This window comes from Candidatus Binatia bacterium, assembly GCA_029243485.1.
Lineage (GTDB): Bacteria > Desulfobacterota > Binatia > UBA12015 > UBA12015 > VGTG01.
Window position 1 is genome coordinate 1 of sequence record JAQWRY010000056.1, and the last position, 15,154, is coordinate 15,154.

General features: G+C 62.0%; 13 protein-coding genes. 6 read left to right on the top strand and 7 right to left on the bottom strand.

The annotated features are described in order from the left end of the window. Positions 1 to 351: 351 nt before the first annotated feature. Together P8R42_15735 and P8R42_15740 are read left to right on the top strand one after the other, a co-directional pair. On the top strand, positions 352 to 597 hold the full coding sequence (locus P8R42_15735; protein ID MDG2306064.1) for a hypothetical protein: 246 nt from the start codon (positions 352 to 354) through the stop codon (positions 595 to 597). Positions 598 to 715: 118 nt separating this feature from the next. After that, entirely contained in the window at positions 716 to 994 is a 279-nt protein-coding gene (locus P8R42_15740) for a DUF1566 domain-containing protein (GenBank protein MDG2306065.1), read from the top strand. Positions 995 to 1,841: 847 nt separating this feature from the next. On the opposite strand, the gene P8R42_15745 is transcribed toward P8R42_15740, so the two are convergent. Next, positions 1,842 to 2,576 (bottom strand): methyltransferase domain-containing protein, encoded by a 735-nt coding sequence (locus P8R42_15745; protein ID MDG2306066.1) that lies wholly within the window; start codon positions 2,574 to 2,576, stop codon positions 1,842 to 1,844. 1,411 nt (positions 2,577 to 3,987) lie between these two features. On the opposite strand from P8R42_15745, the gene P8R42_15750 reads away from it, so the two are divergent. After that, on the top strand, positions 3,988 to 4,473 hold the full coding sequence (locus P8R42_15750) for a 5'/3'-nucleotidase SurE (protein MDG2306067.1): 486 nt from the start codon (positions 3,988 to 3,990) through the stop codon (positions 4,471 to 4,473). 149 nt (positions 4,474 to 4,622) lie between these two features. On the opposite strand, the gene P8R42_15755 is transcribed toward P8R42_15750, so the two are convergent. Next, positions 4,623 to 5,909 carry a hypothetical protein gene (locus tag P8R42_15755; protein ID MDG2306068.1) on the bottom strand — a complete coding sequence of 429 codons (1,287 nt, stop codon included), beginning with the start codon at positions 5,907 to 5,909 and terminating at the stop codon, positions 4,623 to 4,625. 1,297 nt (positions 5,910 to 7,206) lie between these two features. Between P8R42_15755 and P8R42_15760 the strand changes: the two genes are divergently transcribed. Continuing rightward, positions 7,207 to 7,353: a hypothetical protein gene (locus P8R42_15760; GenBank protein MDG2306069.1), complete on the top strand. Its 147-nt coding sequence runs from the start codon at positions 7,207 to 7,209 to the stop codon at positions 7,351 to 7,353. A 145-nt stretch (positions 7,354 to 7,498) separates the two neighbouring features. Here the strand turns inward: P8R42_15760 and P8R42_15765 are convergent, their stop codons facing one another. The 5 genes from P8R42_15765 to P8R42_15785 all read right to left on the bottom strand — a co-directional run bounded on the left by P8R42_15765 (position 7,499) and on the right by P8R42_15785 (position 14,200). After that, positions 7,499 to 8,332 carry a phytanoyl-CoA dioxygenase family protein gene (locus P8R42_15765; protein MDG2306070.1) on the bottom strand — a complete coding sequence of 278 codons (834 nt, stop codon included), beginning with the start codon at positions 8,330 to 8,332 and terminating at the stop codon, positions 7,499 to 7,501. A 136-nt stretch (positions 8,333 to 8,468) separates the two neighbouring features. Further along, a complete protein-coding gene (locus P8R42_15770; protein ID MDG2306071.1) occupies positions 8,469 to 9,824 on the bottom strand; it encodes an MFS transporter in 1,356 nt (451 codons plus the stop codon). Further along, positions 9,824 to 12,274 (bottom strand): TonB-dependent receptor, encoded by a 2,451-nt coding sequence (locus P8R42_15775; GenBank protein ID MDG2306072.1) that lies wholly within the window; start codon positions 12,272 to 12,274, stop codon positions 9,824 to 9,826. Before P8R42_15775 ends, P8R42_15770 begins: the two co-directional genes overlap by 1 nt. A 536-nt stretch (positions 12,275 to 12,810) precedes the next feature. Then, on the bottom strand, positions 12,811 to 13,857 hold the full coding sequence (locus P8R42_15780; protein ID MDG2306073.1) for a nucleoside monophosphate kinase: 1,047 nt from the start codon (positions 13,855 to 13,857) through the stop codon (positions 12,811 to 12,813). A gap of 85 nt (positions 13,858 to 13,942) precedes the next feature. Further along, a complete protein-coding gene (locus P8R42_15785; GenBank protein ID MDG2306074.1) occupies positions 13,943 to 14,200 on the bottom strand; it encodes a hypothetical protein in 258 nt (85 codons plus the stop codon). Between the two features lie 291 nt (positions 14,201 to 14,491). On the opposite strand from P8R42_15785, the gene P8R42_15790 reads away from it, so the two are divergent. Next, positions 14,492 to 14,737 carry a hypothetical protein gene (locus P8R42_15790; protein ID MDG2306075.1) on the top strand — a complete coding sequence of 82 codons (246 nt, stop codon included), beginning with the start codon at positions 14,492 to 14,494 and terminating at the stop codon, positions 14,735 to 14,737. Positions 14,738 to 14,880: 143 nt separating this feature from the next. After that, positions 14,881 to 15,153 carry a hypothetical protein gene (locus P8R42_15795; GenBank protein ID MDG2306076.1) on the top strand — a complete coding sequence of 91 codons (273 nt, stop codon included), beginning with the start codon at positions 14,881 to 14,883 and terminating at the stop codon, positions 15,151 to 15,153. Position 15,154 lies beyond the last annotated feature (1 nt).

Here is a 15,154-nt window from a genome sequence, read left to right on the forward strand (position 1 = left end):
GCCCTGTGGAGGTCCCCTCAGGTCATCGCCCACCAACTCTCGAGAATCACGGCCAGCGATCGGATCAGCGGGGCGAAGCGCTCTTCGTCCGCATCGTCGAGTCCATCGCCTTCGCGCTTGTTCAAGAGCGGCGTCACTGCGAACACCTCTTCCGTACTGCCGGCGCAGGGGAAGGCACAGCATGTTTCGTCTTCAGGACGAGAACGACCGTTTGAAGCCCGCCTTGGCCCAGACCGTCCTCGAGGTGCGGGCGGATGGCCGACATGAAGCGCCTTTTGCCGGTTGGCGCACGTAACGGGGCCCGATCGGGTAGGCCCGTAGGCCCTGGCCTAATGGAGCGTCTTATCGCAGGTGGGTCCTCGCCTTGCGGACGAGGAGAAGTGCCAGAAGAAGAAACTGCTGGCGCTGGGCAAGCGCGACCTGTGCCTTCAGACGGAGCGCGGGAAGGAGGTTCTCGGCAAGACGCCGGACGTTGCCAAGTGCGCCGAGAACTTCGACAAGATGATCGCGTCGGCGGAGAAGGTGGAAGAGTACCGGTGGCTGGACGACGGCGACGGACCTCGACTCGGGGCCCCAGTGGGAGCTGAAGACCGATGACGGGTCGATCCACGACAATGACGACCTCGCGCGGCGGTACACGTGGAGCGACACGTCCAGCGACCCGGAGGGCGGTGTGTTCGTGGACTTCCTGGGTACGCTGAACGGCTGAACGTCGGTGGGCGGTGTCGCGACGACGGGCTGCTTCGCGGCGAAGTGCGACTGGCGTCTGCCGACCGTCGAGGAACTGCAAGGGATTCTCATTGAACCGCTTCCCTGCGGGACATTGCCGTGCCTGACGATTCCAGGAGAGACCGTCTCGTCGTTCTACTGGTTGTCCTGTACTGGCGTGGTCCACCCGAGCAACGGGTGGGGCGTGAGCTTCACCGGTGGCAACGTCATCGACGACGTCAAGAGCTACGGCCACTACGTTCGTGCCGTACGCGGCGGCTCGTGAGGTCGATGATTTGACTCTTCGTTCTTTGATCCTTTGATTCCGGCCGGCGCGTGAACGCTGGCCGGTCGCGATTCTTCGCGTGGCGACGGCCACCGGAGCGGGGGAAGGCCATGGCCCGGACCGAGCATCTTCCGATCTACAAGGCCACAGATTGGCAGAGACCGCCCCGCGCCGAGACGGCGCGGCCCTTGGGACGCCCTGCGGCTTAGCGGTCGGGCGGTGGGGATGCAGGGCTGAGCGGCGGTGCAGGGCCGGCCAGCGAAAGATTCTGGCAGGCACGGGGCGCAACGGTGTCACGGCGTGGGGGCAGCGCGCGCTCAAGCGGGGGATTGTTCGCAGAAACCCTAGATGGCACCCGTTGGAGCGCGCGCCGCCAATGGAGATCGACCTGGAGGCCGCATGAGGACATACCGAGCACCAGACCGTTGGCGGCGTCTACGCCCGCAAGCGACTGAAGGAGACGTTCGGCATCGCCAACGTAACGATCAACACGGGCATCTTTCAGCCGGCCCGCCACGATTCGGTCTGGCTCTTCGTCACGGAGAAAAAGAAGCCAGACCGCACGGAGTACAGCGACAAACTCGATGGAGACGTGCTCGAACGAGACAGCCAGTCGTCCGGCCGGAAGAATTATCTGATAATCGAACACCGAGAACGTGTCCTTGAGCTTCTTCTGTTCTACCGCATGAAGAAGTACGAGTACCCGGGCGCGGGATTCCGATACGAAGGCCCATTCGAGTACATTTCGCACACAGGCTGCCCCAAATGCGAAAAGGAATTACCGGACGCCGAGCCGCGCAGAGGAACTCTCGTCCTCCGTTTTGCGAAGCCAGAAAAGTGACCTGATTCAGGCGGTGGGAGACTTTTCGAGGATAAGCACCTGATGCAGCATGCCGTCCATTTCCTTTCGCGACTCCTGAAGATTGATTGACAAGCCCTCTGCGGCGAGCTGACCGATGATCTGCGCAGCGTAGGGGTGAAGATGTTGGTGACGTTCGATCGTCAAGACCGGATACAGTCGAACTTCCTGCCGTGCCACGCGCATCAGCTCACGGACCGCGCGGCGGTGGAAATGCAGGTCGAAGGTGTCAGAGGTTAGAACGCCTCCGAGTCGTGCAGGGCTGTAGGCAAACAGAAAGTTAGCCGAGACTACGATATCGAAAGAGTCGTCAGCGAAAGGGAGAGTCGGCAGTGACGCCTCGACATACCGGCCCTCGGCCTTGCCCTGCTCGAAGTCGGCGGCGAAGAGTTCCGTCGTTTGGAGCTTTTCGTCACGTGCTGCTTTCAACTGGCCGATGGGTGCGCTGTTCGGGCCACCCACCGCATTGTCATAAGCGTCGTTGATGTCTTTTCTGGCGAGACTCGCAATCTCGGCGGCAGAACCAGCGAAGAGCGGGTCGCAACCTACGACATCGAAGCCTCGGGCGTTGGCCCCCGCGACGAAGGCATCCGGGCCCGAAGGGCAGTCCAGAATACGTGTGCCGACGAGATCCTCCTCGCGCAGAAGCAACATTTCGAGGACGGTATCGTACGGCCGACCATAGAAAAGAACATGATCAAATGATGCTAGGTCTCCCGCCATGACACGCTTCTTAGCGAAGTCGGTCCTCCTTGGCTCGGGCCAACGCCCTAATCAGATTCACCACTCCGGCCGGTCCGCGCGCAAGGAACATAAAGGCCCTGTTTGACAGGCAAACAGGGCCGGTGTGCTGCCGTGCCCTCCCGGCGGGCCGGGGATCAGGCGGGGCAACGAGCCCGTGGGAGGCGCTCTTCCCTGCGGTCTAGACGACTCTGGGTCTCTCAGGTCGTGAAGCCCGCCGACGGCTCGAAAGAGGGAACCCCCTGGGCCTTCGAGGACAAACCCGACAATCGCGAATCTGAAGTTCGCGCGATCGCACTGCGAGAGTGTCGGCACGGGGTAGGCAACTGGAAGGCCCTATTATGGTATCTGGCGGCGCGAGGGGGCGAGCGGTTTGAGGTTCGGAGAGCCTTGTCTTGGCCCACGCCGCCCGCGCCGGAGCCGCGGAGCGGCCGTTCGCACGCCAAAGTGAATGCCGCTATCGGCAATCGGCATTCCAGGTCGATGGCTGTAGCCGAGATGAACGGCTTATTTGCCCGGGTCGACGTACGCCGACGTAACCGTTCATTCCGCCCTCTCCGGTGCCATGCTACATATCGCCCCAGCGCCGAAGCTGCCGGACCTGAAAGGCGCACGAGAGAAATCAATGGCCGGGGACGTTCCCGGGAGACTCCTCCGTCGCGGACGGCTGAGAAGGCATGACCCTTGAACGTCTGACGCACGAGCCTTCTTTCTCAAAGTTGCTTGATTTCCTGATGGGACGTCGGGCGCATGCGCCCGACGAGGACGAGCTCTGGCAAAGTCTCTGCCTAGAAGGGAAGTCGCACCGTTTCGGATTGTGAGTTTTTTCCTCGCGGCTGGTCGGCAGCAGAGTGACCGGCTAAGGCGAGCGCCGTATCGTCTGCGTACGACACGAAAGTTCCTCGGTGAGCACTGGGCTCGCCCGATTCTAGAAGCATGGAGATCCCATCCGAAGATCGCTCCGGCTCAGGTAGGCTTCTCTGACTACGGCTCTTGTTTCTGGCCGGATTCGGTCTCTACTTCGAGTCGCTGTTCATCCATAACGGTATCAATCCCCTGGATGAAGGATGGATGCTGCTCGCCGGGCTTTTCGCGCGAATCGGGATTGGCTTTTCTCTAGTGTTGGGGCGGAAAGAGTGTGGTCTGAGATCATACAGCGACCGATCGAGATGACGAGGAATGAGGCGGCCCGTGCTCCCGACATGTTTTTCTCCGGCGAGTGGAATCGGGAGGTAATTCGACACGCCGGGTTTGCTCTGGCTTTCCGACTCGTTCCGCCTTTTTATCTCGCCTATGTACTTTTCGTGCTTTCGGTGTGGTCGCGTGATTTCCAGGCCGGTCGCGCCTGCTGACGACGATTGCTCGTCGCGTTTGTCTTCTTCGGAGCGACCTATTGGCCTCGAGGCTTTGGTCGCGCGGACCAGGGGCACCTCGATTCCGCAATTCGGCCGGCTCTTCTCCGCGTTGGGCAAATGCTGGCAGGAATCGAGGGCTGGCTCGCGGAGCGCACGCCCCGCCGCACTTCGTGATCTCAGGAGTCAACGAAGGCCAGACCGTGAGTATCGTGATCAACTTGATTTCGGGCACCGTCGGGGCAGCAAAGACGGCCGCTGGGAATGGGATCCCCGCCCCGGCCTCGTCACAGGGCTTGCCGGAGCCCGGAGGCGAGTTGGACTACCCCGCGGGCGCCGACGCGGTTTTCGCCTGGCTGGGAGACCGCCGCGCAGCCCGCGTGGCCAAGACCGCCGCAGCCGAAGCCGACAGCACGAACGTTCACAGCTGCAATGGCGGCTCGGTTCGTGGGACGATAAGCGACCTGCCGCTTGCATCGAGCACCCAAGGTGAGCTCGATTTGCAGAACTGCGAATCGACTTTCTAAGATCCGACTACCGACGTCGAATCGTTCATCAACGGCTTCATCACGCCGACGAACGTTTCTTTCGACTAGCCTACTCTGCCCCTTTTCGTACGCATGAGGATGAAGCACGACCCGCCTTCTCCCCGGGGGCCGTCTCGATCGAGTCGGCCCTAGTGGCTGGTCGTCGAAGAGCCTGGAATCACGGTGGCGGGCGGGAGGAGCGGAGAAATCAATGGGCTCGAGAAAGGTCGCTTGCTGAAATCCTCTCCGAAGTAGAACTTCTGTACGACAGTGGCGGCTTGGTTGATTGCTTGGACATTGGGACCCTTGGTCGGCGTAGACTCGTCTCTCAGAAACGATTGCGCCCTCTGTAGTGCGTCCACACCGGACTCGTACGTCATGTAGTTCCACTCGTGCCCCTGTTGCTTGCACAGAGTCCCCTCCAGGGTCAGGGCGACTGCTTCGACAAGCGACTCCATCGCGAGTTCGCTCTGGCAGGAGGCCGGCCGATTGCATAGAAATTTCATGACGCGATTGATGAAGTCGCTGACCACCGGCGGGTAGGGCCCCTGAGTTTCCTCCTCCGATGTAAACTGCTTACACAGAGCCTCGTTGACGCCAACGTTTTCGTGGAGATGCTGCCAGTGCTCTCGGCCTTGAAGGATCGTGCTCTCGAAACTTGATTTTTCAGACTGCCTATCCCAGGCGCGCACATCCAACGCCATGGACAGCCAGGTTATGGGGCCGAGAACGAACTTGTGTCGATTCGGATTTCCGGTGCTGACCGCTTCGCTTGCGTCCGCATCATCTTGGAAGACGACCGGGTTTTGATCCGTGTCGACCGGTACGGACCATGGCAGGGTGAGAATCGAACCGGAGACGTAATTTTGTTGCCACTGACCGAATCCGATCGCGCAGAAATCTTTCGGCACCTGCTTCATGACCAGCCCGATGATGGAATCGGCTGCGGCCGAATTCAAAACGGGAAACTCCCGACCTCGCTCGCTGTCGGTTGTCCAGGAGGATACGCCGGGGAGGTATTCCGCTGACCCACGCACGACCGGGAGGGCCGCCTCGTACCCGGAAGGCAGAAGGCCTCGCTGGTTCCAGATGAAGTCTTCACTGTCGTACGCAGTCGCCATGAAATACTCGAGGAAGTGCTTCGTGTCCGAGTCCGTCGGAAGGCATCGGTAGAACCAGTCGGCGAACACGGCGAAGGTGTTGATCTGACGCACGGGGTCGCGAAAGTTCGGATCCGCGAGCAGGGCAGGGAACCCTCCCTCGGGCTCGACCTTGACCCATTCGGGGGTGGACGTATCCCAGTCCAACCTCCGCAGGAGTTCAATGGTTCGCGAATTGTTGGTCCCCTGGGATTCACTCTCGGAGTCGCCACAGCCAACCAGGAGCGCGGCGAGTACGAGTGGTAGAGATCGGCAGAACAAGACCTTGCATTTCATGAAGGGTGAACTCCTCTGAGGGTACTTTAAGCCTTGAGAGTAGAGCTAGAACATCGGCATCCGGGCCCCGTTCTTTAGGGCTCGTTTCGCCAGAGAGCCGATCTACATTTAGGAGCTGTTTGGGTTCAGCTTTCCGAGAGAAGGCGTTTCGTTTCCTCCATTCGGATGTTCTCCACGGTCTGGCCGGGCCCGACTCAGTAGCGCCGAATGACTAGTGCGGTGCAAGGGGACCCGTGAAACGCCCAAGTTCGCCGGGAGGTCCTGGGCACCCCACGGCTCGTATGGGTGGTCGCGAACCCGGCTCCACAGACTCGCAAGCACGACCATATCGCCGCTGCTCGCTGATGGGCGTTGGCTGGCTCCCTCGCCAGATCGAGCCGACGATGCGCGAAATTGCGCGCCCACTCCGCGAGGACGAGGTAGACGCCGTCAAAGATCCCGACGTCTTGGCGGATAGCCGACCCCCGCCCAATGAGTGGACCGCATCGCGCGTCAGCACTCGTAGTGCTCGGCGTTTTCGGGCTGCAAGTGCATCGGTTCGCTGATCATTCACGGGAACAGATTTTGGCGACATGTGCTCTTCAAAGCAGTCGCTTCCGCCCAGGTTGTGTTCGTTTTCTCCAGAAGGATTCCCTCGGGCTGCTCACGAACGTCCGACGCAGTTTGTCTGTGTCCTAGGGCCCGCCTGGTCTTCGAGCGACTCTCCATCGTGGAATCGTGATGGAGGTCTTTAGGCTAGAGCGTTGTCGCGAAGACGCTTTGCTCAATCAGTCTGGAATTCAGTTCAAAATGAGAATCGGTATTGTCTGAGCATGATCTCATTGAGCCACTAGGTGTCTCGGATTGAGACGAAGAAGTAACGTTGGAAGTCATCGCGCGAGCAAGTCGGCCGTCTCGAAATCAGAAAGCGAACGGCGCGGGCCTTGGGATGATCTCCGGCCTCCGCGACCGCAGGGGTTGCGGGTGAGGGTTGAGTCTAGTCGAGACCAACTTGGGGCGCCTCGGGTCGCGGTCGTCGACGACGACCTCCTCCCCGGAAGCTCCTGGCCGCGTGGCTCACCTCCCTCGGGATAGAGCCCGTTTGCTGTGAGGACGGTGTTGAATTCCTGAAGCTCGATCGCACCTCCCTCGCGGCGGTTTGACTGGGCCTCACTCTGGGAGATCTGACGGGACTCGAGGTCCTCCGACACGCTCGTTCCGGGGGGGGGGCCGATCTCGCCCGGCCATTAGGCCGGGCCTTGCACGTCTATGCCCGATGAGGCGCCGTTATGTCATCCAAACGGCAAAGAGGCGCTTCATGTCGGCTATCCGCGGACGACGGGAGTACAAGGCGTTCATCGAGCGGATGAAGACGCAGATGATCGAGAACCAAACGCCGCTGCGCGCGGCGCTGGGTGACGAACTGGATCCGCCCCCCGTGGAAGGCGTGCTTCCAAAGGGTTGAGCTCCCGGTTGCGGTTCTCTCGACCCATCGGAGGGTCGGGGCTCGGAGCGCTCACCGGCTGAGTTCGCGCAGAAGATGTCAATGTTCGCCTCTTCCGGGCCCACGAAAAATCGGCGCGGCAAAGCCGGAGCGGCGGTCGGGCGTTTCAGTCCAGAGGTAGGCGAGGCGGGCGGGGACGGCCCTTCCCGCTGTAGCTCTCCCGGTATGAGCCGGGTTGTTGGTTCACGCTGCCGATACCATTGTACGTCTTGTAGCCGAGCAGATCCTGGAGCCTCTCGGGGAATCGGCGGACCTCATCGATCGGGATCGATCGGAACCAGTTCGTGTACGGGCGCACCCAGCCTGCGTGGTACGACACCTGGAGCCCGAGCCGCCAGTCGCCAGATGGATTGTCGGAGGCGCCATGGAAGAGTGCGTGGTCGAAGAGGAGCACGCTACCCGGCTTTAGATCGGGTTGGATCGCCCTACTGAGGCGTTCCTCGTCCTGCGAGAAGAGTAGGTCCAGCGAGTCGCGGTGGCTCCCTGGCAGCACTCGCGTTCCGCCGGTGCTCTGGTTGAAGTCCGTGACGACCCACATGGCCGTACAACCGACCGGGCGTTCGTGTGGCCTCGGCACCGGCACGAGCGCGTCGTCCGGGTGCAAGGGCTGGATGTTGCCGCCGTTCGGCTTGAGGTCGATCCCGGAGAACGTAGAGAGCAGGAAGTCCGCGCCGAGGAGACCCTCGACCACCTGAGTGACGGTCGGATCGATCGGGACGTCCCAGAACACAGGATCGATGCGCAGGAGGCCGGCCGTGCGATAGAACGAGCTGTCGGCCTCGGTCTCTCCTGGCTCGAGGGGTAGGAGAGTGTCGTGCTCGATCGATCGGACCCGCGCGCGGAAGGCGTCGGCGCGCTCTTGGTCGAACACGTTCTCAAGGATTGTGAATCCGTCCTCGGCGACTCTATCGAGATGTGCTTGGAGCTGTTCCTGCTGCATGGCTACCTCCCGAACCTAAAGATTTTCTCTTCTCGCCGCTATCACAGGAGCTCGCGCGAGCGAAGCCGGCCTTGGGCGAACCGCCCACGGCCGGGTCGAGCGGTCGGCGAGCCGGCCGAAGGGGAAGCTCCGGCCCTCACCCGGCCCCGGGCGGTGACCGCGCTTCGAGTTCGGCCGCGATGGCCGCGTGCTCCGGCTCGTTCAGCCCGAAGCGGGTGAACAGTAGGGCACCCGCCAGGTAGCAGGCGCCCGGTAAGATCCCGACGAGAGCAAGCATCGCCGTCCTCGTCGTCTCGGTCTGTTCGACGTTTGGCTGGAAGCCGACCCACTGGAGCAGGGTCCCGGTGAGGATCGCCCCGACCCCGAACGCGCCTTTGCGGATCATGTTCCAGATCGCGAAGTACGCGCCCTCCTTTCGCTCGTGGGTCAGGAACTCGTCGTAGTCGACGACGTCGGCTTGGATGGCCGGCGCCACGACCAGGCTGCAACCCCCTCCGACGCCGATCAGGAAGAGGATGACGAACAAGAGGACGTAGCCATCCTCTCCGACCCAGAACATCGCGAAGAAGCCGGCGGCCTGAAAGACCATGGCCATGAGCCAGAGCTTCTTCTTTCCAAAGCGGCGCGCGAGACGGACCCAGAGTGGCGTCAGCCCGACCTGGGGAAGGAAGTACACGAGAATGAGTGCTTCGGTAAGGTCGGGGGCGAGCACGATGTACTGCATGATGTACGGGGAGAGCATCGTGACGCTGGTCATCCCGAACGTCTCGATGCCGTAGACGACGAAGAGCAGGCGGCCCGGTTCGTTCCGGAAGACGTCGGCGAACGCCTTGGTGATGCGGACTGATCCACGTCCTTGATGCGCGAGTGGCTCGCGGAGCCGCGTGACGGCGATGCCGATCGCTGTCGCCATGGCGACTCCGGCGAAGAGGGAGACCCAAAAGGCCATCGTGCGCGGCACTGCGGCTGTTCGCAGAAGATAGACTCCGCCCAGACCCAGGAGTGCGCCTATGGCCTGGAGGACGTGGCGGTAGGCGAACAACCGGGTGCGCTCGTGGTAGGCCGTCGTCAGTTCCAGCCCGAGCGCGCCGTAGGGAATTGCGAATGCCGTGCTTGCTGTCTCGAAGGCGAACAGCGCGGCGCCCATCCAGAGGATGAGCGCAAACCCCGTGAGGGCTTCAGGAGGCGCCCACACCATCACGAACGTCGCGGCGAGCGGGACTGCAGAGGCGAGCATCCAGGTGCGTCTCCGGCCGCTGCGGGACATCGTCCGGTCGGAGAGGTAGCCGGCGACTGGATCCGATACCGCGTCCCAGAAGCGTCCGAGCCCCAGCAGTGTGCCCATCGCCGCCGGCGCGATCAGGAGCACGTCGGTGCTGAACTTCATGAGGTAGATGCTGAACAGCATCATCACGAGCCCGAGCCCCGTGCTCGGCAGGCAGTAGGCGAAGATCGTGGAGGTGGGGAGAATGGACGGGCGCGCGTCGGACATTAGAACCGGTACGAGATCTCACCGCCCCACGTCCGGGGTAGGCCTGGGTAGTTCACGAGGAAGCCGAAGGTGGATACGGCGGGGACCGTGAAGTCGATGTACGTCTGGTCGGCCAGGTTCTTTCCCCAGAGCGCGATCTGCGCTCGATCATCCCAGAAGACGTACGAGAGCCGGGCGTTCAGGAGATTGTATCCCGGCTGGAACGTGTCCACCAGTTCGGGAGCCGTCACGAACATGCTGCTCTGGTAGTACCACTCGAGGCGCGGCGTGAGCCAACCTGTGAGGATCTCCGGACCGTCTGCTTCGACGGCCAAGGAGTACTGAACGGCGACAAAGCTCGTGAACTCCGGCACCCGGTTGAACCGCTCTCCGCTCCGATCGATGATCTCGTCGGTCAGGGCGCTGATCGCGTCGGGGAAGTCGTCGTACCGGGCATCGGTGACGCCGATGTTGCCGGTGATCTGTAGGCCGTCGATCGGATAGGCCAGCGTCTCGAGCTCGAAGCCCTTGGTGGTCGCCTCTGCCGCGTTCTCTGTGATGCGCTGGTAGATCGGAATGCCCTCGGGTCCCTCACCGACGATCCGGGCCGAGATTCGTTGGATGTCCTCGTACTTGGCGAGAAAGAACGACGCATTGAAGGTGAGCCGGTTGTCGAACAGGATCGTCTTGAAGCCGATCTCGAAGCTTTCGAGCGTCTCCGGTTCGAACGGCGCCGCCAGTGCGTCGACGCCTTCCTCGTTCTGGCCGCCGGGGAGTGCGTTGAAGCCACCTCCTTTGAAGCCCTGCGAGTAGGTGAAGTACCCCATGAGGTGATCGGTCCAACCTGGCAGGAGATCCTCGGGCAGTGTCGAGGCAATGCTTGCCATCGGAGTCCAGGCGGTGAACAGCCTCGAGTCGCTTACCGGCTTGAGCAGGACCTGGCCCGTATCGGGAACGAACTGCGTCAGGAGAAGAGACTTCTTGTCTTCGGTGTAGCGAATGCCGCCGGTTAGGCTCAGCCAGTCCGTCACGTCTGCGGTCGCCTGGAGGTACGGAGCCCACGTCCAGTTCTTGATCTTGGACGCATTCGTGTTGTGCTGGTTCAGCGGGGGCCCCACGTTCGTGGCCCGCTCGTCGGTCGCCGTCTCCCACTGTGCGAACAGGCCCGTCACGAAGACGAGTCGCCCGTCGAGCGCGCTGCCGTTCAGCTGCAGCTCGCCCGAAACCTGTTGCTGCTCGCCGGGGCGCCCGTCGAAGACCGAGCCGCCGGCCGTCGACTGCCAGACGACGTCGGCGGACGTCCCGTCGACATCGAAGCGCACCCGCGGGCGCTGTTCGTTCCAGGCGCCGATCGCCTTCACCGAGAGGTCGTCGAGCTCCCAGAGCTCTCCGATCTCGTGGTTCAGTACACCCCAGGTCCCGTAACTCTCGATGTCGGAGAGGCCCTGGATGTTTTGATCGTTCTCGAAGAGGGTCGTGCGCCGGCACTCCGGATAGAACTGGGGGCCGTACAGCGGGGAGAGAGCGGCGTCGTCGTCGACGACGATGCACTTTCCGCCGCGACTCCGAACGTGGGAGCGCCCCCAGGTTCCCGTCAGGTCGATGGTTGTCGCGTCGTCCACGAGGAAGCGGAGGCCGCCGAGGAAGGTCATCTCGTCTCGATTGTTGTACGTCGTGTTCTGAGCCGTGTTGAAGAGATAGCCGTTCCGATTCGCGGTGAAGAAGGCGAAGCGGCTCAACACACGGTCTTCGAAGATCGGGATGTTCAGCATCACCTGGGTCTCGAGGGAGCTGAAATTGCCGGGTCGAACCAGCGCGAAGCCTTCAAAGTTGGGCTGCGGCTTCACGGTGGTCATGTTGATGGCACCACCCACGCTGTTCTTTCCGAAGAGCGTCCCCTGCGGACCGCGCAACACCTCGACCTGCTGGACGTCCACCACGCTCAGAAGCGATCCCGACGCGCGAGGGAGGAAGACCCCATCGAGGTAGATGGCGACGCCCGGATCGAACTGGATCTCCCAGTTCGCGGTGCCGACTCCGCGGATTCGGAACGTGGCCAGGTTGCCAACGATGTTGTTGGTGTACTGGAGGTTCGGCACCAACTCCGCGACCTGATCCAGGCGGTAGATGCCCGAGTCGCGGAGGTTCGAGGCGTTGAGCGCGGTCACCGAGACCGGGGTGTCCTCGAGCGCTTCCGCCCGGCGACGAGCGCGGACGACGATTTCTTCGATTCGGCTCTTGGCTTGGTGGTCGAGGCCCGTGGGCTCGCCGGCCGCCGCCGCTTCGACTTCCGCGGTGGCCGCGTCGACCTCGTCCGTCGTACCCGAGGGATCGGTCGCGGGGAGTCCTTGCCGTTGGTACTCGGCCGGGGCCTCGGGGGCGGTGGGCGCCTGCGCTCCCGCTTCGGCGGCTAGGACGTGCAGAACCACGATTGCCACGCAGACTGCGACTGCACCCGCCCCGCGGGTCATGTCTCGCCTCGGTACATCGAGAGAAGCCCTCCTTGCTCGGCGCCTCATATCACGGAGTCGTGTCGAAGCGAGGGCCTCTAACCCCTGGAATGGGGTGCGGAGCTGGGGGCTCGACCGGTCGCTCGCGAAGCGGCCATGCGGGTAGTCGACATGAAGCGCCTTTTTGCCGCTGGGGTGACAGAACGGTGCCTTATCGGGCATAGACGTGCAGTGTCCGTCCTAATAGTCGGTGGCGTAGCCTACCTGATCCGCGACGACCTGGATCGAGTGCTGGTGGCCTGCCGCCCGGTTATCTCTCCCTGTCTTTTTCGAGACAGGAGCTGACCACTATGCCGCATGATCGGATAGGGCGCTTGCTCGGCCTCACCCCGAGGCGCTCGATCCGAACGGGTCGGTTCGGCCTGAACGCGCTTCTCTTCGGCTGTCCATCGTCAGCTGAGTCGGGATCTTTGGGGCCGAAGTATCTCTTATAAATCAGGCCCATCTGTCCCGACGTCTTTGACGACGTGCACCATTTTTTCCTTTTCGAACTTCCCTCACCCACCGTTCCCAGGGTAAGGCCTCAAGCCCAAGAGAATCTCAGCTCTTTCCGTGAGCGGATTCGCAGCCAATCCAGGGTCGGTGTACTCGGCGAGGTGGTTTACCACGAGCGCATAGACGGCCTCTCGGTCTTGGCTAGTATCGACTTCGACACACTTCTTTTTGCTCTTGAAGAGCTCAACGGTGGGCAGAGTCTCGGCCTTGAAAGTATCGAACCTGAGCTTCATGCTCTCGACATTGTCGTCACTTCGGCCTGAGTACTTCGCGCGGCCCATGATGCGCTTTTCGAGGACATCGTAGGGACACTCAAAGTACAGCATCTTTGGAAGTTCAGCCTCGCGGCCGAAGATTTCATACCATGCTTCCAAATTGTCCAGGGAGCGTGGGAAACCATCGAGAAGGAAGTTGCTCTTGCCCGTCTTCCTTGTGACCTCCTCTATGGCGTTGTGGAGCAGAGTGACGACGATTTCGTTGGACACCAACTTTCCGGCGGCAATCGACTCCTCAATGGTAGCCGCAGCCGGCCCTCCCGCTTCGCGCTCGGCGCGAAGCAGGTCTCCGGTGGACAAGTGAGTCCAGCCCAGTTGCGACTGAGCGAGCTCACACATGGTTCCCTTTCCGGCACCCGGTCCGCCAAGAACGAAAACGACGTTGGGCTTGGGGCAGGGCTGTCTGGGGTCGTAGTGGTGAAGCACCAACTTGGGCGCCGGGGCGACTCCCATCTTGTAGACGTGCCACTCTGTGTCAGTGGGCGGCAGCTCATCTTCACAGGTCATGTCGTACGCGAGGTGACCGTCAAGGCGACAGATTCTCCACGACTTGTAGCTGTCGGAATAAGAAAGAGCCGGGCTTCTGGAAGATCTCCCATCGGCACGATCCCAGGCCATCTTGCCGTTCCAATAGCCGAGACTGGATACGGTCCCGGATTCAGATTCGGTGGGAGGAGCCGTTGAAGGTAGGAAGAGACCGTCGACTTCGGGAAGACCGGCCCCAGACACTTCAATGAAAAACGTATTGGGCTTCAGCGGTTTCGTTTCGACCATATTCGGGCCTGGAAGTAGCTGAATGGATTCCAAATAGCATTCCGGGCTTTCGGGGATCCCGCGGCGGGTCCGGTCAGTCCAGGCACTAGTTGCGGTAGCGGGTGATGATGCTGGGACGGGGCTTGTTGTGGTAGGACACGGTCGCCACGATTGATCGGCGCTCGGGCATAAGGCCCGCGATGGCGATTCCCATCGAGAACACCGGATCTTGCCTGCCAAGCGCAGCGTCCTCGAAGGCAAGCCCGCTCGTGTCTTGCATCGCAAGATCGGCCGAGACGAGCACCACGTTCCAGTCGCCGGTGCGTGTGCCGTTGCCGTTGACGTCACGCGCCCGCAGCGACACGAATCGGTCCCTTTCCGACTTCGCCATGCCGGGACGCTCGAGGGTGAGGCTGGGTTGAGGCTCGGCTCGTCGTCGCATTCGATCCCCCCTCCACTTGCCATTCTACTTCGGATGGAGGGCTCGACTGGTCCGATCCGATCAGGTTCCTATCCGCCGAAGCATTCTGATCAGTGGCTTCGGCCGCGAGCTTTCTCTGGCGCCAACCGGGCACCCCAGTCGCTTTGGGAAAACGCCGCCAAACGTGCCGATATCCAGACCCTCCTCGACACCGGTGATGTCGAGTTGTTCGGCATGACCTATCACCCGAGTTATCCCACGTCGGAGGGCTATGAGAATTGGGTCGAGTACGCGCTGGCGCAGAATCCAAATACGAGCTTTGCTCTCGCGCTACCCTCGGGGACGAACCCCGAGAGCACCGGCGCCGCCGCTTACGCAAGCACCTGGCACCGAGGTCACTCGACTGCCTGGCACGACCTCATCGATACCCTTGGTACACTCGACCCGGGCGTGGACCTCTTCTGCATACCCTACGGCTAGAGCGCGTTGGAACTTCGACTGCTGTCCGCAGCGGGCAGCCTGAATGACGTCGACTTCCTGGTCCGCGAAACGGGCGAGGCCATCTACGCGGATTCGTTTGGTCACGCCGGGACATCCTCATAGAGTTGGGGCGGCTGGTGTGGTTGAACGCTATTTACGGCGTGAATCTGACCACGTACGCCTACGATTCGGGACACATCGAGGAATTGAAAGGGATTGCTCAGTCGATCATGGATACCCATGAAGCCGCTTACGGTGAGCCTCCGGCCATGGCGCCGTGGGGCGCTGCGTTTCTAGCAACGGCGCTCCTAGACGTCGGGGCCTGGAGCATCCTCTTCCGGGCGCGGGTGGAGTCTCTCCATCTGCGGCGACACACGGGTTCCAGGGCCGCATCGGCGCGCAGCGCGCAGGAGTAAA